Here is a 25449-nt window from a genome sequence, read left to right as displayed (position 1 = left end):
TTTGATCGGCGGAGCGTATCAGCAAAGGCTGTTCACCGCTGAGCCGCCCGAAAGAAAAAGATCGTTAAGCTTGAACACGACTTCCGTTCTGTTCGTCGCCTTGACCTTTTTCATTATATTGCGAACATGCACCTTTACCGTGCTTTCGCGCAGGTTGAGCTCATAAGCGATAATTTTATTCGCCTTTCCGCGACGGAGCGCCTCCACGACTTCGACCTGACGATCCGTGAATATCCCGGCGAGCGGGCGTGCGGTCGAATTGCTCGAGTCCAGCAAGTGACGCATGGCGAACAGGGCGCTTGCAGGCACAAAAATTCCTCCTGCCACTGACAGTGCGATCAGCTCCATACACACACTGACGCTGACTGAGGCGGGTATAAACCCTTTGGCGCCGTACTCAAGTGCCCTGACGATTTGGCCGAAATCGTCGCTATCGGCCAATACGATGAGTGGCGTTGATGCGAATTCCGACGAAAGCTTCCGGATTTGCTCTGAAACGGCCGGTTCATCGATCTTTTTGCCGCCGACGTTCAAGAGTATTGCCGAAAGCGGCGGATGTTCGTCGCGCTTCGGCTTCCACTCATCAATCGATCCAAATGCCAGTATCTGCAAATCCGCCTTTTGAGCAGCCATGCACTGCGCCAGGCATTGCCTATCGAGTTCACGATTGTCGAGAATGAGAAGCGAATGCGTTTGCCTTGCCGACAAGACAGGCGTGTGCGCGTTATTGTCTATCTTAAGGGGAAGAGAGATGTTTTCCTGCCTGCAGTCTAGATTCGGTATAAGTGCTGAATTCACAGCTTCACCCTCCCTTTAACACATTACGCCACTACGGCCCGAGTACCAACCCCTCTCAATACGGGGGTTTAGAAAACTCTAAAGTAGGAATCGATTACCACAATTCGACGGGCGTTGCAGTAGCTAATATAGGTTAAGTACTACACGACTTCTATAATTGATAAGAAATTGAAGATAAGCCTGAGTATAGACCTAGGTCTTACTAGAACGATTGCGAGATAGTCTCTGTTGCTGCGCCGCCGTTTGGCAATGAACCCCTAAATGCATGGAAACAATCGCTGTCTCCGGCGTACGCCAGCCGACGAGTGCGAGAGGTGCCCCGCCACCAATGTTGGACAGGGGCATAAACCAGGGCGTAAGTCGTCGTAAGTAGGTACGCCTTTCGGCGGATAAGCTTAAACGATTTGTTTCTTTACTCAGATGAAGAAAACAATTCTCTTTGGAATGGAGGGAAGTATTTGTCCTGGGTAACATTGGGCGCAATCGACCTTTGTTTAACTGAAAATCGGGCCTGTTATGAGTTAGGAGTTTGCAGGGATGATTGCATCAAACGTCAAGCTGGGTGACGGCAGTGTCATTCACCATCGAGATCTTGTGAATCTCTACGGCTGCACGATCGGCGCAGGAACCCGCATCGGCACCTTCGTCGAGATTCAGAAGAATGTCATCGTCGGAGAAGACTGTAAGATCTCTAGCCATTCCTTCCTCTGTGAGGGCGTGACGCTGGAAGACGGCGTGTTCATAGGCCACGGGGTCATGTTTACGAACGACATGTACCCGCGCGCCGTCAATCCGGATGGCAGCCTGCAGACCGAAACCGACTGGGCGGTCATCCCTACTCTGGTCAAGCGCCACGCGTCGATTGGCAGCAACGCCACCATTCTGCCTGGCGTCATCATCGGAGAAGCCGCACAGGTCGGCGCCGGCTCGGTTGTAACCAAGGATGTGCCCGACGGCGCCATTGTTGTCGGCGTTCCGGCCAGGATCATCGGTCGCGTTCATGACCGATCAGTCAACATGCAAGCGTTGGGAGAAGTGCAATGATCGGTATCGCCGTTGTTGGGTATGGGTATTGGGGTCCGAATCTGGTTCGTAACATCTCGGAAGCGGCCGGCGCGCAGCTCATTTCAGTCTGTGATCTCAATGTCGAACGGTTGGCGGCTGTCAAAAGCCGCTACCCCGCAGTGACGATCACCGATGATTTCGAGGAAGTCCTGCGCGATCCGAGAGTGGATGCCATCGCTATCGCGACGCCGGTCTTCACCCATTTCAAGCTCGCTATGCAGGCTATGATGGCCGGAAAGCATGTCTTCGTCGAAAAGCCGATGGCTTCGACGACGGACGAAGCCTCGCGGATGGTCGAAGAAGCCGCGCGCAGACGCCTCGTGCTGGCCGTGGATCATACTTTCGTGCATACCGGCGCCGTCCGCAAGATGCGCGAACTAGTCGAAAGCGGCCTCGGCGACATGTATTACTACGACTCGGTTCGGGTCAATCTGGGGCTCTTCCAGCACGATGTCAGCGTCATCTGGGACCTCGCGGTGCATGATCTCTCCATCTTGGACCATGTTGTGCAGGAAAGGCCGGTCGCAGTTTCTGCGACGGGCATGAGCCATGTGCTCGGCGAGCCGGAGAACATCGCCTATCTGACGCTTTTCTTCGAGAGCAAGCTCATCGCACATATCCACGTCAATTGGCTGGCCCCGGTCAAGGTCCGCCGCACGCTGATCGGCGGCAGCAGCAAGATGATCGTCTATGACGATCTGGAGCCCAGCGAAAAGATCAAGGTCTATGACAAGGGCATCACCATGTGCCCCAATTCCGATGCATATGGCGAGAAGGTGCATCAGATGATGGTCGGCTACCGCAGCGGCGACATGTGGGCGCCCAAGCTCGATATGACCGAGGCGTTGAAACGCGAACTGGATCAGTTCGTCGATTGCATTGAGCAAAATTTGCGGCCCATTACGGATGGCCAAGCCGGGCTCCGTGTCGTTCGCATTCTGGAAGCCGCAAGCCGGTCGCTCGCCCAGCGCGGTCGTATCATCGAGCTCGAAGAGGCGAGGCGCATTGCATGATCCCGTTCCTGGACCTCAAAGCCCAATATCAATCGATCAAGAGCGAAATCGACGCAGCCGTGCTCGGTGTGCTCGCCTCGGGGCAATACATACTCGGCGAGGAAGTCGCCCGCCTCGAGCAGGAATTCGCGGATTATTGCAAAGTCAAACATGCGATAGCGGTCAATACCGGGACGAGTGCCCTGCATCTGTCGCTGCTCGCGGCAGGCGTCGGCCCCGGCGATGAAGTCATCACCGTGCCGTTTACCTTCGTCGCAACCGTATCGGCGATCTGCTACGCCGGTGCGCGACCGGTATTCGTCGATGTCGAGCCCGTGACGCTGACGATGGATCCGGCGAAACTCGAGGCAAAGATTACACCCCGAACCAAGGCCATTGTTCCCGTCCATCTCTACGGTCAGATGGCCGATATGGACGCGATCAAAGCGATTGCTGACCACTACCGGATACCGGTCATCGAGGACGCCTGCCAGGCGCACGGAGCGCAATACAAAGGCGCGCGCGCCGGCAGCATCGGCACATCCGGTTGCTTCAGCTTCTACCCCGGCAAAAATCTTGGCGCCTGCGGCGAGGGGGGTATCGTCGTCACGAACAGCGACGATCAGGCCAAGACGATGCGCATGTTGCGCGACTGGGGTCAGGAACAGCGTTATCACCATCTGCTGAAGGGCTTCAACTACCGCATGGATGCCATTCAGGGTGCGATCCTGAGCATCAAGCTCCGGCATCTCGAAGTCTGGACCGAAGCGCGGCGCGCCCACGGACGCCGCTACTCGTTGCTGCTTGGCGGTTCGGCGAATCTCAGGACGCCTGTCGAAATCGCCGACCGGCGCCACGTCTATCACGTCTATGCCATCAGAAGCCGCGATCGCGACCAGCTTCAGCGCGTACTGAGCGAAGAGGGCATTCAGTCCGGGCTGCACTATCCGATCCCAGTTCATCTGCAGAAGGCCCATGCCGACCTTGGTTACAAGACTGGCGATTTCCCAATATCGGAAGCTGCCGCACGGGAGGTCCTCTCGCTGCCGATCTATCCCGAGATGCCGGCGTGGCACGTCGACCAGGTGGCCGCCGCGCTGGAGAACACCTATGTCAGCTGATCGTGCGGGCGAGGCCCGGATCGTGCAAGCGGTCCATGGCCGTCATGAAAGGCCGGCGGACCCTGCCTACCAGGCCGGGCTGGCCGAAGAACTCAGGCAGTCATACGGGCGCGCTGGCCTGATCGAACTATACGGTCGTTTCGCGATCGGTGACGGTGCCATCGATACTCTGATGCGAAAAGCCATCTGGCAAGCCATCACGCGGAGTTGTGGCACAGGATTGCAGGTTGCAGGCGGCGCCGGCTTCAAACATCCCGAGACGTTCGACATCGGTAATGGGGTGTTCGTCGGGGCGCAGGCCTATATCCAGGGCCGCTTCGACGGCCGATGCAAGATCGGCGATAATGTCTGGATCGGACCGATGGCCTATTTCGACGCTCGCGATCTCGTGATCGAGGATTCTGTCGGGTGGGGACCTGGCGCCAAGGTGCTTGGCTCGACCCACACGGCACTGCCCTTGGATGTGCCGATCATTCGCACGGATCTTGAAATCAAGCCGGTACGAATCTGTGCAGAGGCCGATATCGGAACGAATGCGACCATTCTTCCCGGCGTGACCATCGGGAAGGGGGCGATCGTTGGAGCGGGGGCAGTCGTCGTTTCCGACGTCGAGCCTTTCTCGGTCGCCGCAGGTGTCCCTGCGAAATTCATACGTTGGCGTTCGGATAATGATCGGATGACGAACATGTCGCGTGAGGGAAGATCATGAGAGACAAACGGGTGCTCATTACCGGCGGTGCCGGTCTGATTGGCTCGCATATTGCCGATCTTGTCGCTTTGGAAAAACCTCGCGAGATCATCGTCCTCGACAATTTCGTGCGCGGGCGCCGGGACAATCTCAGCTCGGCGATATCAGGCGCGCCGCTTAAGATCATCGACGGAGATATCCGCGACAGAGCGCTTCTGGCAAAAGTCTTCGAAGGCGTCGACATCGTCTTTCATCAGGCCGCGATCCGCATCACGCAATGCGCCGAAGAGCCACGATTGGCTTTCGATGTCCTTGCGGAGGGCACGTTCAACGTTCTCGAAGCCGCCGTCACGGCGGGCGTATCGAAGGTAGTTGCTGCCTCTTCCGCCTCCGTTCTGGGGCTTGCCGAGAATTTTCCAACGACCGAAGAGCATCATCCGTACAATAACCGGACGATCTACGGCGCGGCGAAAACGTTCAATGAAGGGCTGATGCGTAGCTTTGCTGAGATGTACGGCCTGCGCTATGTCGCGCTTCGTTATTTCAACGTCTATGGGCCGCGCATGGACGTTTACGGCGCCTATACGGAAGTTCTGATCCGTTGGATGGAACGCCTGATGGCCGGGATGCCACCCCTCATCTATGGGGATGGTAGCCAGACGATGGATTTCGTCGATGCACGCGACATCGCCCGCGCAAACATTCTGGCCGCCAAAAGCGATGTGACGGACGAAGTGTTCAACGTCGCGAGCGGCAAGGAAATAAGCCTGCTGGAACTGGCGAAGATGCTGAGCGACATTATGGGCTCCTCACTCGAACCGCAGCACAAAGAGGCCCGCACGGTCAACGGTGTGACCCGTCGCCTTGCCGACATCAGCAAGGCCGAACGACTCCTTGGATTCAAGGCGGAGATCTCTATGGAGCAAGGGCTTCGTGATCTCGTTGCCTGGTGGCAAATGCAGACCAACGCAGGGGGGGCGGCTGCATGAGCTCATCTCAATTGACAATTCCGGTCGCCAAACCCGTCCTCGGGGAGGAGGAGGCTGAGGCTGCGCGCCGCGTCATTCTGTCGGGATGGGTGACGCAAGGGCCGGAAGTCGCAGCTTTCGAGCGTGAATTCGCTGCCTTTGTGGGCGCGGCGCATGCTTGCGCCATGTCCAATTGCACGACCGCGTTGCATCTGGCCCTGAAGGCTGTCGGCGTATCCGCCGGTGACGAAGTCGTTACGGTCAGCCATTCTTTCATCGCGACCGCAAACTCGGTTCGCTACTGCGACGCGGTGCCTGTTTTCGTCGATATTGAAGAATATGGTTACAACATCGACGCCAGTCTTATCGAAAGGGCAATCACGCCCCGCACCAAGGCAATTCTTTGCGTGCATCAACTCGGCATGCCCTGCGATCTCCGCGCCGTCGTGGAGATCGGCAAGCGCCACCGGATACCGGTCATCGAGGATGCAGCCTGTGCGACGGGAAGCGAAATCCAATGGGACGGCCGTTGGGAAAAGATCGGCAAAGCGCATGGTGACATTGCCTGCTTCTCCTTCCACCCCAGGAAGGTCGTCACGACAGGCGATGGCGGCATGTTGACGACGGCCAATCCCGAATATGACCGGAAGTTCCGGCTCTGGCGCCAGCATGGCATGAGCGTCACCGATGCCGTTCGTCACGGCTCGAAACAGGTCATCTTTGAAGACTATGACGAGTTGGGTTACAATTACCGGATGACCGATCTTCAGGCGGCCGTCGGACGCGAGCAGTTGCGGCGCCTGCCGGAGCTGATTGCTCAGCGCAGGCTGCTTGCCGAGCAATATTGCGAACGTCTGTCGACGATTCCCGGATTGTCGCTGCCGGTCGAACCAGGTTGGGCTCGCAGCAACTGGCAGAGCTTCTGTGTGAGACTGTGCGATACGATCAACCAGCGCGCCGTCATGCAGACCCTGCTCGATCAGGGGATCTCGACCAGGCGCGGGGTGATGAACATTCATCTGGAGAAAGCCTATTCTGATGAGAGCTCCCACCGCGCTGCCACGAGCCTGATGCGAAGCGTATCTGCGCAGCAGCAAACGATAATCCTGCCGCTTTATGCCCAGATGACCGTGTCTGACATGGACCGGGTCGTCGAGGCACTTCGCGCCGCCCTTGCAGACGCAACCGCTGGAGCCTCCAGCGTGCAACGTGCCATGGATGTTGCTGTCGCCTGAACCCGCATTTGCCTGATGGAACAATCTGCATAACGAAACGATGCGCGTATCTCCGGATGCGCGCATTGTTCATCATGCTGATTTCGTGATCCATCCACGCATGGTTGCTTGCACGGACTCCGGAAGCAGGTCGATCAGCATGCGCAGCGAATAGAGCCCGCAGAGAGCGACGGCAGCGAGGCCAATCACAGTCGCCGGCCATAGCGGCAAAAGCAAAAAGACTGAGACGACCAATCCCGATGCAGGCAGGAACAGAAGTGCGTGCCTGCGATTGGCTGGCGACCAGCGAAAGCCAGTCAGTCGACGCACGATCACGTAAATCAGAATACTATGCCAGACGTAGAGGCCGAAGAATGCCATGCCGGCCCCTGGCGTGCCGAATTCCGATACTAAGAGCCAAGCCAGCCCCACATGCACCAGCGTTGCTGCGACCTCCGTCCAAAAGAAGATCGTCTGGGCACCCTTCGCCAGGACGATGAAACCCATCGGCCAGGCGACGATCCTGAGCATCATTCCAAGGCAGATCCAGCGCAGAAGCTCCACGGCCCCGTGAAACTCCGCCGAATAGAACAAACTCATCACGAGCGGTGCCAGGGTCAGAGTGGCGAGCAGACCAGGGCCGGCCAGCAACAAGCTGATTTCCGCCTGCTCATTGACCAGTCGGTTGCACTCGGCATTATTGTGCGCAATTGCAGTCAAGCGCGGATAGAAGTCCGTTCCCATCGCCTGCAGGATGAAGCCGGCGTAGAGACCGCCAAGCGCCCAGGCCGCCTGATACAATCCCGCCGCTACGACGCCTCCATCATTCAGCACGATAATGCGAATGGCATAGGCCGCGCCGAAGGTCAGGAGTCCGCTTGCCATAAAAGCAACACCGAGCCTGAACAGGGATTTCGCTTCCCGGCCGAACTGGCGCGCCGACATTGGCGGTGGGCGCGTGGGTATCTGTTTGCTGTACCACCACGTGGGAAGGACTGAGACGGCCGCGATCGCCACGAGAGAGGGTACAATCGCCTGCTCGCCGAACAGATAGATGAGCGGGATGCTGACTATCGTGCCGAAGAGCCCTGAAAGCACATTGATGCGGGCAAGATTTGCGATGCCCCGCAAGCCCTGGATCAAGGCAGCTTGTCCGGCAGACACGAGCCGAAAGAATACGGCTAGGGAGAGCAGCACAATGCCACCGGCGTGCTGGTAGTCGCCGAAGGTGAATTTTGAGACCGGAAACGCCAGGGCCGCAAGCAAAAGCCCGCCAAGCAACCCGAGCACCAGCGAGATGCGTCTGAGCGCTGTCGCCGACCGCGCGATCCTCTCTCCGTCGCCGGCGCCCGCCGCCTCAGCGACGCGGCGCACAGCGCTGCTGCTGACGCCAAGACCAGCTATCGCTTGTGCGATATCGAGAATTGCCCCGTAAAGGCCGAGAAGCCCCACGCCTTCGGGACCGAGCAGAAGGGCGAGCGCCTTATTGCGAATGATGCTAAGGGCGACATTTACCAGCGAGGAGCCGCCCATCAGCATCGTCGACTTCAGGATTTGGGTATAAGTCTGACCGCTGGGTGGGATCATACGCAAAGTCTCAGCGCGACCCTAGCCGTCAGGCTGGTTTGTGGGCGGTCCAGATCAAAAGCGATTTCTTCCAGGCAGGCGGCCTTAGCGCCTTGGTGGCGCTCAAACGTCCGCTCCAGCTGTGCTGAGAATAGGTGCACGTTGCGGGTCACTGGTCGGCTCCATCTGCGAGCGTTTGGGCCTCGAAAGATCGGCCTGAGTCGGTCTGAAGCGAACTATCCAAAACGCGAGGCTGAACCACTCTCACCACATCGCCCGGCTCCAGCGTCGTCGTTTCCGAGGCTTGAAACTGATCGATTTTTCCTCCACTCCGACGGGTCACGCTATAGGTAAGCGGGAGGTCCTCGGCGAGGCTTTTGATGCCGTCGTTGCTCCCAAGGTCTTCGATGAGGAGTTTCTGTGTTGTCTCGCGCTTCATCTTCATTTGATCGAGACTTGCCCGTTCGGACTGCGCTTCGGTCGCCACTTCGCTCCGGCGTGCGTCGTAAAGTCCCTCAAGGTTGCGCGTCGTCTCACTGATCGCCTGACGGCCCCGCATGACGGCGGTGACAAGGTCGAGCTTGTCGGAGCGGTAAGTCGTGAGCAACCGTTCTAGATCCATCTGCCTTGAAGAGATCGTGAGGCCTTTCTGGACCAGGGACTTGACGCTGACCAATTGGTCATTAACGGATTTGATATTGTCGTCTGCGCCCGTCAGTTTTTCTTCCAACGTCGATATCTCAGTGGTCAAAAGATCGCGTAATTCGGTGAACGCCCTTGCCTGCCTCTCCAACGCATTGGCGCGAGCCCGAAAGATAATCCTTTCCTCATTGTATATCCCGGCAGCAAATTGCTGATCGGCGCCGGTCATCTGATCGAAGGTAATCTCCTTTGCTCCATCCATCTCCGCCTGGAGCCGCGCCAATCTCGCGGTGCTGCGCAGAATCGAGTGATTGATTTCGCGCAATTCTCCTACCAATTGGGTCGAATGCGTTTGCTGCTGGTCTTTGGCGCGCCGCGGCCCGCCGCTCATTGCCAGGGATTGCAGGACGGTCACTCCGGGGCGGAAACTGTATTGTCCAGGCGTGGTTACGTCTCCCACGACATAGATTGGTGGGTATTCGAGAACTTCGATGGTCACCGCAGGTGTCTGGGCCAAACCCATCTTTGCCTGAAGGCGCTTGGCAATCTCGTTGGTGAGGCTCGTATTATCCAGACTTCCAACAGACTGCGACCCCATAAAGGGTAAGGAGACTTCACCTGCATCTGAAACCGTATATTCGCCGCCAATCGCATCCCATCTCTCAAACTGGCCCTTGGACGGCATCCATTGGACGACCGTCAGGCGGATTTTCGTATGTGGGGCCAATGGGGCGCTATCGGCGAGAGCCGGCGACACGGCTCCGGCAAGAAAAACGAGTGCGCTGATCACAAACGTGGCGCGAAAGAACAGGTGAGGGGCACGGTGCGATAGTTTCATATACATGTCTCGCCTTCAAAACATCCTTCAACGGACGCTGGTCCAATGCCTAAGCGCTGTTCAAACGCCGGACGCCAAGCCCCAAACCAGATTGTTAGTGTGCAGTCCGACGAAGCCTTGAGGAAGGTGGAGGCGGGTTACTTTGCCTAATCACAATTGATGAGGTGGGGAGAGTGTTTAAGCCCTAAATCGAGCAAAAACACATATCTTCGGCTCTTAGGCACGACACATAGGCATCGCCGGGCGCGCTTGCCTCGAAGAACCGCAATCGCCCGTGGCAGAGCCTTTTTGCTCGCCTCGCCAATTTTGCCAAATGACGATATTGACCGGCGGCGTCGCCTGTCATTCGACAGCTCGACGCAGCGCGAGCGGTGCCGCACAATGCTGTTCTCGGGCCACATCTTGACTACGGGAGATGCCGCCATCTCAGCCGCCTATGCGTCGTCAAGCCTTGCACAGCAAGCGGCGAATCTTCGCGCGTCTCACTCATCACGTGAGCGTGCAGCACGGCTGATTGCCCAAAGGATGCCGCCTGTAGAGCGAAAGGCGTAGCATATACTCACTCATTTTTCGACTACAATTCAGGGCCGCCCATTGAGCGGTTCTCATAGATTCGATCTTGATAATTCGCGGGAGGTGCCTGCCATGTATCGCAACGCTCGTCGGTGGACCTCGCGCTCACTTCTGTTGGATTCGCTGATTCCCGGGTGGCTGACCATCGGTGGCAAGGGAAGGCAGCGCAAGCCTGACGAAATGCACGAGGACAGTGCTCAACTCGCGGCATCGGTGCAAATCGCGGACGGGTTCAAGTATGGTACGCTTGTCGACAATCCAGACAAGAACGGGGCGCTCATCGAACGTGATTCTGAACATAGAGTGAGCGTGATCGACGACCCGGACGGTCGAGCCAATATTACTCGCGAATCGCCGCCGTTGCTCGAAGCTTTGGCAACAAGTCGCCAGGCGGGGCGGCGAAACGATGATACTGCCGCGTCTGTGTTGCCCGCCCACACGCCCGGTTTTGCAAGCTTCCAGCGGAACGCGAAAGGAATTGCGTTCGGGGCTCAATCGTCCCTCAATCGCACCTACGCTGGAATGAGCCTCATCGGCGATGATCCTTTGGCTCCGTATCTGCCGCAAAGCCCTGCACCGACAACTTCGGGGCAAGGTTCTGCTGCGGTGGCGGCTGAGCGCACGCCCTCGGGCAAAGTCGTCATTCTCGAATCGACGCCGTCGGCGCAGTCGACCGGGCAGCATGCTGGAGCAAATGCGCTGGCGGTTGGCATGCCCTTTGGTGTGTGCGGGTGCGGCTATTATACGTCCCCCACACGGATTCTCGATTGGGCCCATGGCGGTGCCTTGCTTCAGCAAGATGGTCAGTTGCCGGGAACAAGGCTGACTGAAGGGCCGGATTATGTGGCGACGATCAAGAAGGCCATCGGCGCCTCGATCAGCGACCCGCTTGTCGATCGCGACTTGTCCCCGCTCTCGGGCTGGCGCGGGACCGCAACGTGGACAGATTCGACAATCTTGAACGGATCGTTGCCCGGCGGCGGCGAAACTGGAAAGGGCACCACCACCAAGGGTGTCGGCATCCTTTCCGGCGCGGTGACGACGCCGCCTCAACCTTCTGCCCAGCGCTCGTTGACCACGCAAAATCTGGCGGCCGCTGCGGCGGCCAGCAACGCGATCGTGCTGGAAAACCAGAAGCAGGGCAATCCGGAGAGCGAGTGGGGCATCGACGGTGCCGGCAGCACCAACATCGAAGGGTTTGCGACCGACATCAGCGTCGACAACGGCAACACGGTGAGCTTCAAAATCAACACGAATTCCACCAACTACCGGATCGATATCTATCGGCTCGGCTATTATGGCGGCATGGGCGCGCGCAAGGTCGCGACAATGCAGCATACCGGATTGCAGACCCAGCCCAACCCGTTGCGCAACGCTACCACCGGCACGGTTGATGCTGGCAACTGGGCGGTCTCGGCTTCGTGGACCGTACCTGATGATGCCGTCTCAGGCGTCTATATTGCCAAGCTCGTGCGTCAGGATGGCACCGCTGGCGAAAATCAAATCCCGTTCATCGTGCGCGACGATGCCAGCCACAGCGACGTCGTCTTCCAGACCGCAGACGAGACTTGGCAAGCTTACAACGGCTGGGGTGGCGCAAACTTCTATGGCGGCAACGGCCCCGCGACGGGCCAGGGCGCTGGTCGCGCTTATGCGGTCAGTTACAACAGGCCAATTGCGACCCGCGGTGGGGTCGGCACCTATGCCGGACCGCAGGACTATCTGTTCGGCGCCGAATATGCAGGCATCTACTGGCTGGAACAGAACGGTTATGACGTCTCCTATATGTCGGGCGTCGACGCCGACCGCTATGGCAGTCTACTGCTCAATCACAAGACCTATATCGATGCCGGCCACGACGAATACTGGTCGGGACAGCAGAGGACCAATGTCGAAGCCGCACGCGATGCGGGCGTCAACCTTATGTTCTGGAGTGGCAACGAGGTCTACTGGCGTACCCGTTGGGGTAATGCATACAGCGCCGACGGAACGCCATATCGCACCCTGATCTCCTACAAGGAGACATGGGGACCGCCCGGTACGAGCCTTGATCCTTCCAACGAATGGACAGGCACCTTTCGCGACCCGCGCCTCAGCCCGCCTGCTATCGGCGGCGGCAACCCTGAGAACTCGCTGACCGGCCAGCTCTTCAAGGTCGACGATGTCGGCGGCAATCTTGGCGCGATCACGGTCGGCTATGATGATGCCAACCTGCGCTTCTGGCGGAATACGACTGTCGCAAACCTCCAGCCAGGCCAGACGGCAACGCTCACCAAGAATTATCTTGGTTACGAATGGGATGAAGCGCCCGACAATGGCTTCGACCCGGCCGGGCTGGTAAAACTCTCGTCGACGACCCTGCCAGTCAGCACTTACTTGCTAGACTACGGAAATACGACCGGCGATGCGACCGCGACCCACAATCTGACCCTCTATCGCGCGCCCAGCGGTGCTCTCGTTTTCGGCGCCGGCACGGTTTATTGGACATGGGGTCTGAGCAACAATCACGATAACGAGGCGACCCCCACCGATCCTCGCGTGCAGCAGGCAATGGTCAATCTGCTTGCCGACATGGGCGTTCAGCCAGGCACGCTGCAATCCGGGCTTACCGCCGCGACTGCTTCGTCGGACCATACTGCGCCGACCTCCGTCATCACGGTACCCGCTACGGTGGCCGCGAATTCAACCGTGACGATTTCAGGCACCGCTGCCGATACGGGCGGCGGGGTCATCGCCAGCGTCGAGGTTTCGACCGACAATGGTGCGAGCTGGCATCCGGCCACGGGCGATGAGAACTGGACCTACACCTGGACGCCGTCGATCGCCGGCACCTATACGATCCGGTCGCGGGCAGTGGATGACAACATCAACCTCGAGACACCCTCGGCGGGGCGCACTGTCACCGTCACCGGGCCGACTTTTACATCACTCTTTGGTGGCGCGACGCCCGCGGTCGTCAACACCAACGATACTGCAGCCGTCGAACTCGGGGTCAAATTCCAATCCTCCGCGGCGGGCACGGTGAGCGGTATCCGGTTTTACAAGAGCAGCCTGGATACGGGCACACATACCGGGTCACTTTGGTCGAGCACAGGTACGCGACTTGCGACCCTCACCTTCTCCAACGAGACTGCCAGCGGCTGGCAGTCCGCTTCTTTCTCGAGCCCGGTGACGTTGACACCCGGACAGACCTATACCGCATCTTATCATACGAATGTCGGCAACTATTCGACGACCGCCAACTACTTCCTCTCCAATGTGACGAGTGGCCCGCTGACGGCGCCGGCAAGCGGCAACGGCGTCTATAACTATGGCGCAAGCGTATTCCCGGCGAGCAGCTTCGACCAGACAAACTATTGGGTCGATGTGATGTTCAACCCCTCGAATGCGAACAACACGACGCCGACGGCGGTTGCCGATACGGGGGATGCGACGGAGAAGGGCGGGGTGGCCAATGGTTCGGGTGGCGTGGTTGCGAGCGGCAACGTGCTGACCAACGACACCGATCCGGATGCCGGTGATACCAAGACGGTCACGGCAGTGGTCTTTGGTGCGACATCAGGCACGCTCGGCTCGGCGCTGAACGGCACCTATGGCAGTCTCGTTCTCAATGCATCTGGCGCCTATAGCTATGCGATCAACGAGAGCAATACCGCCGTCCAGGGACTGCGGCAGTCGACCAACACGCTGAGCGATGTCTTCAGCTACACGATGCGCGATAGCGCCGGCGCCACGGCCACGGCAAACCTGACGGTCACCATCCATGGCGCCAACGATGCGCCGGTGCTCGCCGTCCAGACGGCGACCCAGAATGCCACCACCGGCTCCGCCTTCTCCTTCGTGCTGCCGACGACGACCTTTACCGATGTCGACAGCGGCGAAACGCTGACTTACGCGGCAACGGCAGCCGACGGCACGGCACTGCCTTCCTGGCTGAGCTTCAACGCCTCGACGAGGACCTTCTCCGGCACGCCGACGGCAGGCGGCACCTACGGTGTCAAGGTGACGGCAACCGATCTCGGCGGCCTTGCCGCCAACGAGAGCTTCAACATTGCCGTATCGGTTCCCGGAAACACGACGCCGACGGCGGTTGCCGATACGGGGGATGCGACGGAGAAGGGCGGGGTGGCCAATGGTTCGGGTGGCGTGGTTGCGAGCGGCAACGTGCTGACCAACGACACCGATCCGGATGCCGGTGATACCAAGACGGTCACGGCAGTGGTCTTTGGTGCGACATCAGGCACGCTCGGCTCGGCGCTGAACGGCACCTATGGCAGTCTCGTTCTCAATGCATCTGGCGCCTATAGCTATGCGATCAACGAGAGCAATACCGCCGTCCAGGGACTGCGGCAGTCGACCAACACGCTGAGCGATGTCTTCAGCTACACGATGCGCGATAGCGCCGGCGCCACGGCCACGGCAAACCTGACGGTCACCATCCATGGCGCCAACGATGCGCCGGTGCTCGCCGTCCAGACGGCGACCCAGAATGCCACCACCGGCTCCGCCTTCTCCTTCGTGCTGCCGACGACGACCTTTACCGATGTCGACAGCGGCGAAACGCTGACTTACGCGGCAACGGCAGCCGACGGCACGGCACTGCCTTCCTGGCTGAGCTTCAACGCCTCGACGAGGACCTTCTCCGGCACGCCGACGACAGCAGGAACCTATGGTGTCAAGGTGACGGCAACCGATCTCGGCGGCCTTGCCGCCAACGAGACCTTCAACATTGCTGCCGCAGCAGGGGCAACGACCTACAGCCTGTTTTCCGCCTCCAGCACGCCGGCGCAGACCAACCTCAACGACGGCCAGCAGCTCGAACTCGGCGTCAAGTTCACGTCGAACGTCGCCGGCGACATTACCGGCATCAGGTTCTACCGCAGCGCCAACGACAATGGCCAGAACGTCGTCGACCTGTGGAATTCCACGGGCACCAAACTTGCCACCGCAACCTTCACCAACACCACGGCAAGCGGTTGGCAGACGGCGAACTTCACAACACCCTTCACCATCGCCGCCAATACCACCTATGTCGCGTCCTATCACACGACCGGCGCCTACGTGGCGACCGGCAATTTCTATACGACCGCCGTCACCAACGGTCCGCTGACAGCGCCAGCCACCGGCAACGGCGTCTACCGCTATGGGGGCTCTGCCACCGCCGGCATTTTCCCAAATGCCACTTTCGGTGCTGCCAATTATTGGGCCGATGTGGTCTTCCGCCCCTCGAATGCGAACAACACGACGCCGACGGCGGTTGCCGATACGGGGGATGCGACGGAGAAGGGCGGGGTGGCCAATGGTTCGGGTGGCGTGGTTGCGAGCGGCAACGTGCTGACCAACGACACCGATCCGGATGCCGGTGATACCAAGACGGTCACGGCAGTGGTCTTTGGTGCGACATCAGGCACGCTCGGCTCGGCGCTGAACGGCACCTATGGCAGTCTCGTTCTCAATGCATCTGGCGCCTATAGCTATGCGATCAACGAGAGCAATACCGCCGTCCAGGGACTGCGGCAGTCGACCAACACGCTGAGCGATGTCTTCAGCTACACGATGCGCGATAGCGCCGGCGCCACGGCCACGGCAAACCTGACGGTCACCATCCATGGCGCCAACGATGCGCCGGTGCTCGCCGTCCAGACGGCGACCCAGAATGCCACCACCGGCTCCGCCTTCTCCTTCGTGCTGCCGACGACGACCTTTACCGATGTCGACAGCGGCGAAACGCTGACTTACGCGGCAACGGCAGCCGACGGCACGGCACTGCCTTCCTGGCTGAGCTTCAACGCCTCGACGAGGACCTTCTCCGGCACGCCGACGGCAGGCGGCACCTACGGTGTCAAGGTGACGGCAACCGATCTCGGCGGCCTTGCCGCCAACGAGAGCTTCAACATTGCCGTATCGGTTCCCGGAAACACGACGCCGACGGCGGTTGCCGATACGGGGGATGCGACGGAGAAGGGCGGGGTGGCCAATGGTTCGGGTGGCGTGGTTGCGAGCGGCAACGTGCTGACCAACGACACCGATCCGGATGCCGGTGATACCAAGACGGTCACGGCAGTGGTCTTTGGTGCGACATCAGGCACGCTCGGCTCGGCGCTGAACGGCACCTATGGCAGTCTCGTTCTCAATGCATCTGGCGCCTATAGCTATGCGATCAACGAGAGCAATACCGCCGTCCAGGGACTGCGGCAGTCGACCAACACGCTGAGCGATGTCTTCAGCTACACGATGCGCGATAGCGCCGGCGCCACGGCCACGGCAAACCTGACGGTCACCATCCATGGCGCCAACGATGCGCCGGTGCTCGCCGTCCAGACGGCGACCCAGAATGCCACCACCGGCTCCGCCTTCTCCTTCGTGCTGCCGACGACGACCTTTACCGATGTCGACAGCGGCGAAACGCTGACTTACGCGGCAACGGCAGCCGACGGCACGGCACTGCCTTCCTGGCTGAGCTTCAACGCCTCGACGAGGACCTTCTCCGGCACGCCGACGACAGCAGGAACCTATGGTGTCAAGGTGACGGCAACCGATCTCGGCGGCCTTGCCGCCAACGAGACCTTCAACATTGCTGCCGCAGCAGGGGCAACGACCTACAGCCTGTTTTCTGCCTCCAGCACGCCGGCGCAGACCAACCTCAACGACGGCCAGCAGCTCGAACTCGGCGTCAAGTTCACGTCGAACGTCGCCGGCGACATTACCGGCATCAGGTTCTACCGCAGCGCCAACGACAATGGCCAGAACGTCGTCGACCTGTGGAATTCCACGGGCACCAAACTTGCCACCGCAACCTTCACCAACACCACGGCAAGCGGTTGGCAGACGGCGAACTTCACAACACCCTTCACCATCGCCGCCAATACCACCTATGTCGCGTCCTATCACACGACCGGCGCCTACGTGGCGACCGGCAATTTCTATACGACCGCCGTCACCAACGGTCCGCTGACAGCGCCAGCCACCGGCAACGGCGTCTTTGCCTATGGAGGTTCCGCCACCACAGGTCTTTTCCCGACCAACACCTTCAATTCAACCAATTACTACGCTGACGTCGTCTTCCGGCCGCAGCTCGTCGCGTGACGCAAAGTATAAGGTTAGGGATCGATTTCGAATGAGGCTTATACGACACAAATGCTGGTCGCGGCGAAGGGCGCTTCGACCGCCCGCATTCAAGGAATGCCGATGAACAGGATCGAGCGGCTCCCGGTAACCGTGCTGGCTGGCTTCCTCGGCGCTGGCAAGACGACGCTCCTCAGCCACGTCTTGAATAACCGTCAGGGCCTGCGGGTCGCCGTCATTGTCAACGATATGAGCGAAGTGAACATAGACGCCAGTCTCATTCGAGAGGGCGGTTACAACCTGTCGCATACGACGGAGACATTGATCGAACTCAGCAATGGCTGCATATGCTGCACCCTGCGCAACGACCTCCTGACGGAAGTGCGGCGACTGGCCGAAGAGCGGCGATACGACTATCTGTTGATCGAAGGTACCGGTATTGCCGAGCCACGCCCCATTGCGGCAACCTTTTCCTTCCGCGATGAGAATGGTGTTTCGCTCTCAGACTTTGCTAGGCTCGACACAATGGTCACCGTGGTCGACGCTGCAAACCTGTTAGCCGACTACAGCAGTGCCGATCTGCTTGCCGACCGCGGCCTGCAACGCGACGGTGAGGACCGGCGCACACTCATCGACCTGCTGGTGGATCAGATCGAGTTTGCCGATGTTGTCGTGATCAACAAGATCTCGGACGCTACCGAAGAGATCCGCGCGGATGTCCGCAAGATAGTTGCTGCGCTCAATCCGGATGCGCGCCAGGTGGAGACGGATTTCGGCAAGATTTCTCTTTCAGCTGTCCTCAATACGGGCCTCTTCGATGAAGCAAAGGCCGCGGCGCATCCCCTGTGGCACAAGGAATTGTACAGCCCGGATGAGCATGTTCCGGAAACGGAGGAATACGGGGTATCGAGCTTTGTCTATCGCACCAGGCGCCCCTTCGACCCCATGCGGTTTCGATCATTCCTGGACGAGCCCTGGCCGGGGGTAATCCGCGCCAAAGGCCATTTCTGGATTGCCACGCGCCCGCGTCATGTGGGCCTGATGTCGGCTGCCGGCATCCAAAGGCGCTGTGAGCCCATGGGGCTTTGGTGGGCGGCCGTTCCTCGACAAGACTGGCCGAGCCATCAGCAATTTCGTCAGCAGCTCGAGAGCCGATGGGATAACGCTTGGGGCGATCGTCGGCAGGAACTCGTCTTTATCGGCGTGGACATGGACGAGGCAGGTGTGCGGACCGCACTGGACGGATGCCTCGCCAGCGCCGATCCGGGCGACTGGGCCACCCTCGAAGATCCGTTTCCGGGGTGGTAGCACGGGGCGGCGCAGGGCAACCCTCGCGTTAACCGGCTCGACCAGCCAGACCGGACCATAAATTCCTTTTCTACCAGCGTCAGCCACTTTAGATCGCCGCGCGTCTTTCAGACGCTAAAGTGTTTAGTCCCGGCATTTGATGGTGCATTATTTTCCTTAGAATGGAGGGAAGCACTATGGGCCAGGTTTTACATGGGAGCGCCACGACGACAGAGGCAGTCCGTCGAGCAACACAAAATAGTGAAGAGAGCCTGAGAGCGCTTTCGAAGCGGTATGGGATCAACCAGAAGACGGTCGCCAAATGGAAAAAGCGGACGTCATTGGCCGACCTCCCGACAGGCCCGAAGGACCCACACTCGACAATCCTTTCCTAAGAGGCTGTTATTGTCGCCTTTCGCAGGCATACATTGCTGCCTCTTGATGACTGCCTCTATGCCCTTCAACCGACGATCCCGCATCTGACGCGTTCGTCCCTGCACAGATGTCTGCAGCGCCACGGCATTTCACGCCTGCCGGAAGTGGAAGGCGACAAAGAACCGAAGAAAAAGTTCAAAAGCTACCCGATCGGCTACTTCCACGTCGATATTGCCGAGGTGCAGACGGCTGAGGGCAAGCTTTATCTCTTCGTGGCAATTGACCGCACTTCCAAGTTCGCTTTCGCTGAGCTCTATGCCAAAGCTGGCAAGATGAATGCTGCCCAGTTCCTGCGCAACCTGATCGCGGCGGTGCCCTACACCATCCATACTATCCTGACCGATAACGGCATCCAGTTCACCAACCGGGCGTGTGACCAAAATGCTTTCCAGCACATCTTCGACCGGGTCTGTGAGGAATACGAGATCGAGCATCGCCTGACAAAGGTTAAGCACCCATGGACCAATGGGCAGGTCGAGCGGATGAACCGAACGATCAAGGAAGCTACTGTCAAGCGCTCCCACTACGACGATCACGCACAACTGGAAAAGCATCTCGCCGACTTCATCGACGCCTACAATTTTGGGCGCAGGCTCAAGACATTAAAGGGACTCACCCCCTACGAGTTCATCTGCCAAAGGTGGACTTCCGAGCCAGATCATCGATCCTATCCATCAAATGCCGGGACTAAACAGCTAAGGACGCTCCAACACCATGCGCCGGCAGTAGCCGTAGGCAGCTTTGGGGCTCCTTGGGTGGTTGCGCTTAGGGTCATCATATCGGCGTATGAGGGTACCACCCATATACCCCGGATTGCTGACGTACACTCGCGTAGTAAAGGTGCCAGAATGAAGCTCTTGCTAATGCGGTCGAGGGCCGGCCGATGGGAAGGGGGCGCCGCTGATGCGGAGAATTCATGTCAGTAATCGTGAGTATCTGAGTACATTTGGTGGAGCGTTGAGTATCTGTCGAGTATCCTCTGCATGGAGCGCAGTCCTTGGATCCGCGACGGTCGCATCTTCGACGAGTACCGATGGTTCCCCAAGCTTTGCCAATCAGAGCAGCGCAACCATCCAATCCTCCTTCACCGGCCCGGTCACATCTTCCTTGATGTCATCAGGCGACATGCAATCGTCCCCTGCATCGTCAACCGCGATGCCGGCGCCTGCGGCCGATGGCGGCGCGCAGGACACGTCCACGAAGACGGCGTCGGCTGCGATGGTTTTGCAGACACCTTCATCGACATCGCAACGCACCGTGCTTGGTCCAGATCCGTCCGAGGAGGCTGCGACACTGCCTGCCGCTCCCACGCTTACGGGTGTTACCAGCGACGCCGATGCCGGCAGCGCCAAGACGGCGGCGGCCAGCTCTTCCAGCAGTCTCGATACGGCTTCGTTGCGCCTTCAGCCATCGATAGCATCGATCTCGCTGGAGCCGAGCCAGGACGGCTCGGCTGAGACGGCTGCGGCCCCGACGGCGCTGACGGCACCGGTGACGGCGGTTACGGCTGCGGCGACGCCCAACAAGATCGCGGTCGAGAATATGAAGCAGGGCAACCCGATCAGCGAGTGGGGTCTGCAGGGCGACGGCGGCGGCACCATCCAGGGCTTCGCTACCGAAATCAGCACCAATATAGGCCAGACGGTCGATTTCAAGATCGCCACGGATTCCACCCATTACCGCATCGATATCTACCGTATGGGCTATTATGGCGGGGCCGGCGCGCGCAAGGTCGACTCGATTGAGAAATCGCTGACCACGGCGCAGATCCAGCCGCATCCGATCGTCGACATGTCGCTCGGTCTCATCGATTGCGGCAATTGGTCGGTGTCGGCCAGCTGGCAGATCCCTGCTGACGCCGTCTCGGGCGTCTATTTCGCCAAGCTGGTGCGCGAAGACGGCACCGAGGATGCAAGCATCGTCCCCTTCGTCGTGCGCGACGACGCCTCGACCAGCAATATCGTCTTCCAGACGTCGGATACGACCTGGCAGGCCTATAATGCCTGGGGCGGCGCCAGCCTCTATTACGGCGAAGTGCCGGTCGATCCCGCAAACATGATCGGCTACCTGCCGCCAAACTGCAGCTGCGGCCTGCAGGCCATCGGCCGGGCCTCGGCGGTCAGCTATAACCGCCCGATCATCACCAATACGAGCCCGGTCGGCGGTTCGCACGATTACATCTTCGGCGTCGAATCCTCCGCCATCTCGTGGCTGGAGCAGAACGGCTACGACGTTTCCTATATTTCCGGAGTCGATGCGACGCGCAGCGGCGCGCTGCTGCTCAACCACGATGCCTATCTCTCCGTCGGCCATGACGAATACTGGTCAGCCGAACAGCGCGCCAATGTCGAGGCGGCGCGCGATGCCGGCGTCAACCTCGCCTTCTGGAGCGGCAACGAGTGCTACTGGAAGGTGCGCTGGGAAAGCAGCATCGACGGCAGCGGCCAGGCCTACCGCACTATGGTCTGCTACAAGGAGACCTGGGGCACGAGCACGGACCCGAGCAATGTCGGCACCGGCACATGGCGCGATCCGCGTTATGCCGATCCGGGCCAGCAGCCGGAAAATGCGCTGACGGGCACGATGTTCCAGGTGGACAGCTACCGCCAGGACACGATCTCCATCCCCTACGACTATTCGCAACTGCGCTTCTGGCGCAACACGGATGTCTCGCAGACCCAGGAGGGCGGCACCTACAATCTGGTGCAGAACTTGCTCGGCTACGAATGGGATTCCGATGTCGAGAACGGCTTCCGCCCGGATGGTCTCATCGACCTATCGCTCTCCTCGATCTCGGTCGATACCTATCTGCGCGATTACGGAGCAACGATTGGTTCGGCCGCCGCCACCCATAGTCTCACCATGTATCGGGCCGAAAGCGGCGCGCTCGTCTTCGGCGCCGGCACCGTCTTCTGGTCCTGGGGCCTGAGCGACAACCATCTTGGCCCCGCGACCTCAACCGATCGCAACGTGCAGCAGGCGATGGTCAACATGTTCGCGGACATGGGTATCCAGCCGAACACGCTCGATGCCAGCCTGATCCTCGCGACCAAATCGACCGACATACTGAAGCCGACCTCGTCGATCACATCGCCAATCATTGGAGCAAGCTTCTTCGAAGGCCAGCACGTGACGATCACGGGTACGGCGCAGGATTTCGGCGGCGGCATCATTGCCGGCGTGGAAGTCTCGACCGATGGCGGCCAGCACTGGTTCAAGGCCACCGGCCGCGAGAGCTGGAGCTATAACTGGGTCGTCCAGGCGAGCGGAACCTACACGATCACGTCACGGGCCGTCGACGACAGCGTCAATATGGAGGCGCCATCAACGGGCAAGCAGGTGACCGTCACCCTGCCGGGCACAACAGGCCTCTGGACGCTGGCGGAAAAGCCGGCGACCGAAGTGGCGATCGATCGCGATCCGGTCGAGCTCGGCCTGCGCTTCCAGGCGACCACCGCAGGCTCCGTGGAGGGCATCCGCTTCTACAAGGGCTTCTATAACATCGGCGACCATGTCGTCAGCCTCTGGAAGGCCGACGGAACGTTGCTGGCGACCGGCGTGTCGGTCGGCGAGTCGCTCTCCGGCTGGCAGACGGTGATGTTCTCCAGCCCGATCCAGATCGCGGCGGGCACGACCTATGTGGCCTCCTATCACAGCAGCGGTTTCTACTCGGTGACGAACAATTATTTCACCGGCGGCACCTATGCCAGCGGCGCGGTAAAGGCTGTCGATGGCGGCGGTGTCTTCGCCTACGGCACCGCTGCCGGGACGTTCCCCGGCCAAAGCCCCGGCACCGGCACCAATTACTGGGTCGACGTGGTCTTCGATGCCGGCCTGAACAGCGTCCCCGTTGCGACCGATGATACGGGGCTAACGATCACCAGCAACGATACCGTCGTCATCTCGATCGCCTCGCTTGTCGGAAACGATACGGACCCCAATGGCGACGCGCTGACGATTTCGGCCGTCGGCAATGCCGTCAACGGTACGGTGAGCCTGAATAGGCAAAACGGCACCGTCATCTTCACGCCGACCCACAACTATTCGGGGCCGGCAAGCTTCACCTATACGCTGTCGGACGGGCGCGGCGGCACGGATCAGGGCAGCGTCAGCCTCACCGTAAATCCGGGTCCCGCCGGGGAAACGCTTTTTACATCGAGCGAAGGGCCGACGGGCGCAAGCTTCAACGACGGCCAGTCGATGGAACTCGGCATAAAGTTCGTCGCTTCGTCCGGCGGCATGATTACAGGTATCCGCTACTACAAGGCGGCCGGCGATACCGGCGCCCATACCGGCTCCCTGTGGACGGCCGACGGCACTCTAGTCGCGACCGTCAGCTTCGCCGACAGCGGATCGGTGAACGGCTGGCAGACTGCGACATTCACCAACCCGGTGCATATCGCGGCCGGCACGACCTATGTCGCCTCCTACCACACGACAGGCTCTTATGCGGCGACGGCAAACTATTTCACGACAGCCCATACCAACGGCGCGCTGACGGCGCTGGCCGGCAGCAATGGCGTGTACGCGGTCGGGGGCTCAGCATTCCCGACCTCCAGTTACCAGTCGTCGAACTACTGGGTGGATGTCGTCTACAATCAGTCGACGGGCAACGCGGTGCCGGTCGCTGCCAATGACAACGGCTACACGACCTATTCCAACACCGCACTGTCGATTGCCGCAGCCAGCCTGCTTGCAAACGACACCGATGCCGATGGCGACCCGCTCAGCATCACCGGCGTCAACGGTGCGATCAACGGAACGGTGACCTTCAACAGCCAGACCAAGTCTGTCACTTTCACACCAACGGCGGGTTATACGGGTGCGGCAAGCTTCTCCTATTCGATCTCGGATGGGTACGGCGGAACCGCCTCGGCCACGGTCAGCCTCACTGTCGGCACGCCGGGAGGCACGACGTCGAGCCTGTTCGCCGGCGCCGACACCTCGGGCGTTACCGCCGCTAATGACGCCAACTCGGTCGAACTCGGCGTCAAGTTCATCGCTTCCGCCAGCGGCCAGATCACCGGGCTCACCTATTACAGGAGCGCCCAGGACACCGGCACTCATGTCGGCTCGCTCTGGACGGCGAGCGGCCAGGTTCTGACCCAGGCGACCTTCATCAACGAGACGGCGAGCGGCTGGCAGACGGTTTCCTTCATCCAGCCTATCAATGTTACGGCCGGCGTCACCTATGTGGCGAGCTACCATTCGAGCGGCTTCTATTCCGCGACGGCGAACTACTTCACGACGGACCATACGAGCGGGGCGCTGACAGCGCCGGCAAGTTCTCTCAGCGGCGGCAACGGCGTCTATGCTTATGGCACCGGCAGCCTCTTCCCAACCGCCTCCTACAATGCCACGAATTACTGGGTGGATGTCCTCTATCAGCAGGGCGTCGCGCAGAATACGGTTCCCATTCCGGCGAATGACAGCGGCTTCTCGACCAACACAGGCACGCCGATCACCATCCAGGCCTCGGCGCTGCTTTCGAACGATAGCGATGGCGATGGCGATTCGCTTACGATCACTGGCGTCAGCGGTGCGGTCAACGGCTCGGTCGCCTACAATGCCCAGGCCCAGACGGTGACCTTCACCCCGACGGCAGGCTATTCGGGACCGGCGAGCTTCAGCTACGCAGTTGCAGACGGCAAGGGCGGCACGGCGTCGGCGCAGGTGGCACTCACGATCAACGGCGGCCAGACGGCAGGGCCGGAGCAGAATCTCTTTGCCGCCATTGCGACGCCTTCAATCATCTCCGTCAACGATAACCAGCCGGTCAATCTCGGCATGAAATTCCAGGCCGATACGGCAGGCTGGGTCACCGGCATCCGCTTCTACAAGGGGACAGACAATACAGGCCCGCACAACGGCTATCTCTGGACCGCCTCGGGCACATTGCTCGGCGGTGTCAGCTTCAGCAACGAAACGGCAAGCGGCTGGCAGACCGCAACGCTCACCCAGCAGGTCGCGGTCGCCGCGGATACGACCTATGTCGTTTCCTACAGCACCAACGGCAATTATTCGGCGACCGGCAATTACTTCAGCACCGATGTGACGAACGGCGACCTGACGGCGCTCAGCGGCACCAACGGCGTCTATGCCTATGGGTCGAGCGGCTTGTTCCCAAGTGCCAGCTATAACAGCACAAACTACTATGTGGACGTAGCATTCAGACCGCAGCTCGCGGCGTAAAATAA

Annotated in this window: 13 protein-coding genes and 1 pseudogene; 10 read left to right on the top strand and 4 right to left on the bottom strand. The window is 59.8% G+C overall.

Going from position 1 to position 25449, the window contains the following annotated elements; translation table 11 throughout:
- Window positions 1-18: 18 nt before the first annotated feature.
- Window positions 19-798: a response regulator transcription factor gene (locus N2A41_RS28305; protein ID WP_260111791.1), complete on the bottom strand. Its 780-nt coding sequence runs from the start codon at window positions 796-798 to the stop codon at window positions 19-21.
- A 537-nt stretch (window positions 799-1335) separates the two neighbouring features.
- Between N2A41_RS28305 and N2A41_RS28300 the strand changes: the two genes are divergently transcribed.
- The 6 genes from N2A41_RS28300 to N2A41_RS28275 are packed head-to-tail and all read left to right on the top strand — an operon-like array spanning window position 1336 to window position 6867.
- Window positions 1336-1842 carry an acyltransferase gene (locus N2A41_RS28300; RefSeq protein WP_222252531.1) on the top strand — a complete coding sequence of 169 codons (507 nt, stop codon included), beginning with the start codon at window positions 1336-1338 and terminating at the stop codon, window positions 1840-1842.
- Window positions 1839-2876 (top strand): Gfo/Idh/MocA family protein, encoded by a 1038-nt coding sequence (locus tag N2A41_RS28295; protein ID WP_164575420.1) that lies wholly within the window; start codon window positions 1839-1841, stop codon window positions 2874-2876. The genes N2A41_RS28300 and N2A41_RS28295 overlap by 4 nt, the downstream gene beginning before the upstream one ends.
- Window positions 2873-3976 (top strand): DegT/DnrJ/EryC1/StrS family aminotransferase, encoded by a 1104-nt coding sequence (locus tag N2A41_RS28290; RefSeq protein WP_222304428.1) that lies wholly within the window; start codon window positions 2873-2875, stop codon window positions 3974-3976. The genes N2A41_RS28295 and N2A41_RS28290 overlap by 4 nt, the downstream gene beginning before the upstream one ends.
- Window positions 3966-4685 (top strand): acyltransferase, encoded by a 720-nt coding sequence (locus N2A41_RS28285; RefSeq protein ID WP_260111790.1) that lies wholly within the window; start codon window positions 3966-3968, stop codon window positions 4683-4685. The genes N2A41_RS28290 and N2A41_RS28285 overlap by 11 nt, the downstream gene beginning before the upstream one ends.
- A complete protein-coding gene (locus tag N2A41_RS28280; protein WP_260111789.1) occupies window positions 4682-5653 on the top strand; it encodes an NAD-dependent epimerase/dehydratase family protein in 972 nt (323 codons plus the stop codon). Before N2A41_RS28285 ends, N2A41_RS28280 begins: the two co-directional genes overlap by 4 nt.
- The gene (locus N2A41_RS28275) at window positions 5650-6867 is read left to right on the top strand and encodes a DegT/DnrJ/EryC1/StrS family aminotransferase (protein ID WP_260111788.1); all 1218 of its coding nucleotides are present in this window, start codon (window positions 5650-5652) and stop codon (window positions 6865-6867) included. Before N2A41_RS28280 ends, N2A41_RS28275 begins: the two co-directional genes overlap by 4 nt.
- 72 nt (window positions 6868-6939) lie before the next feature.
- Here N2A41_RS28275 and N2A41_RS28270 read toward each other — a convergent pair whose 3' ends face one another.
- Together N2A41_RS28270 and N2A41_RS28265 are read right to left on the bottom strand one after the other, a co-directional pair.
- Window positions 6940-8433 carry an O-antigen translocase gene (locus tag N2A41_RS28270; protein ID WP_260111787.1) on the bottom strand — a complete coding sequence of 498 codons (1494 nt, stop codon included), beginning with the start codon at window positions 8431-8433 and terminating at the stop codon, window positions 6940-6942.
- A 148-nt stretch (window positions 8434-8581) separates the two neighbouring features.
- A complete protein-coding gene (locus tag N2A41_RS28265; protein ID WP_260111805.1) occupies window positions 8582-9892 on the bottom strand; it encodes a polysaccharide biosynthesis/export family protein in 1311 nt (436 codons plus the stop codon).
- Between the two features lie 645 nt (window positions 9893-10537).
- Between N2A41_RS28265 and N2A41_RS28260 the strand changes: the two genes are divergently transcribed.
- The 3 genes and pseudogenes from N2A41_RS28260 (at window position 10538) to N2A41_RS28245 (ending at window position 19951) form a co-directional block, all read left to right on the top strand.
- Window positions 10538-17551, top strand: a complete 7014-nt coding sequence (locus N2A41_RS28260; protein ID WP_311202893.1) for a DUF4082 domain-containing protein — start codon at window positions 10538-10540, stop codon at window positions 17549-17551.
- A gap of 102 nt (window positions 17552-17653) precedes the next feature.
- A complete protein-coding gene (locus N2A41_RS28250) occupies window positions 17654-18838 on the top strand; it encodes a GTP-binding protein (RefSeq protein ID WP_260111786.1) in 1185 nt (394 codons plus the stop codon).
- 176 nt (window positions 18839-19014) lie between these two features.
- A pseudogene (locus N2A41_RS28245) lies at window positions 19015-19951 on the top strand (IS481 family transposase).
- Window positions 19952-20307: 356 nt separating this feature from the next.
- On the opposite strand, the gene N2A41_RS28240 reads toward N2A41_RS28245, so the two are convergent.
- A complete protein-coding gene (locus N2A41_RS28240) occupies window positions 20308-20508 on the bottom strand; it encodes a hypothetical protein (RefSeq protein ID WP_260111785.1) in 201 nt (66 codons plus the stop codon).
- Between the two features lies 1 nt (window position 20509).
- Between N2A41_RS28240 and N2A41_RS28235 the strand changes: the two genes are divergently transcribed.
- Window positions 20510-25444 (top strand): DUF4082 domain-containing protein, encoded by a 4935-nt coding sequence (locus tag N2A41_RS28235; RefSeq protein ID WP_260111784.1) that lies wholly within the window; start codon window positions 20510-20512, stop codon window positions 25442-25444.
- Window positions 25445-25449: the final 5 nt, after the last annotated feature.

The sequence above is a fragment of the Rhizobium sp. SRDI969 genome, from assembly GCF_025152725.1.
Classification (GTDB): Bacteria; Pseudomonadota; Alphaproteobacteria; order Rhizobiales; family Rhizobiaceae; genus Rhizobium; species Rhizobium leguminosarum_I.
The sequence above is the reverse complement of the archived record's forward strand: the minus strand, read 5'-3'. Positions and strand labels throughout refer to the sequence as shown.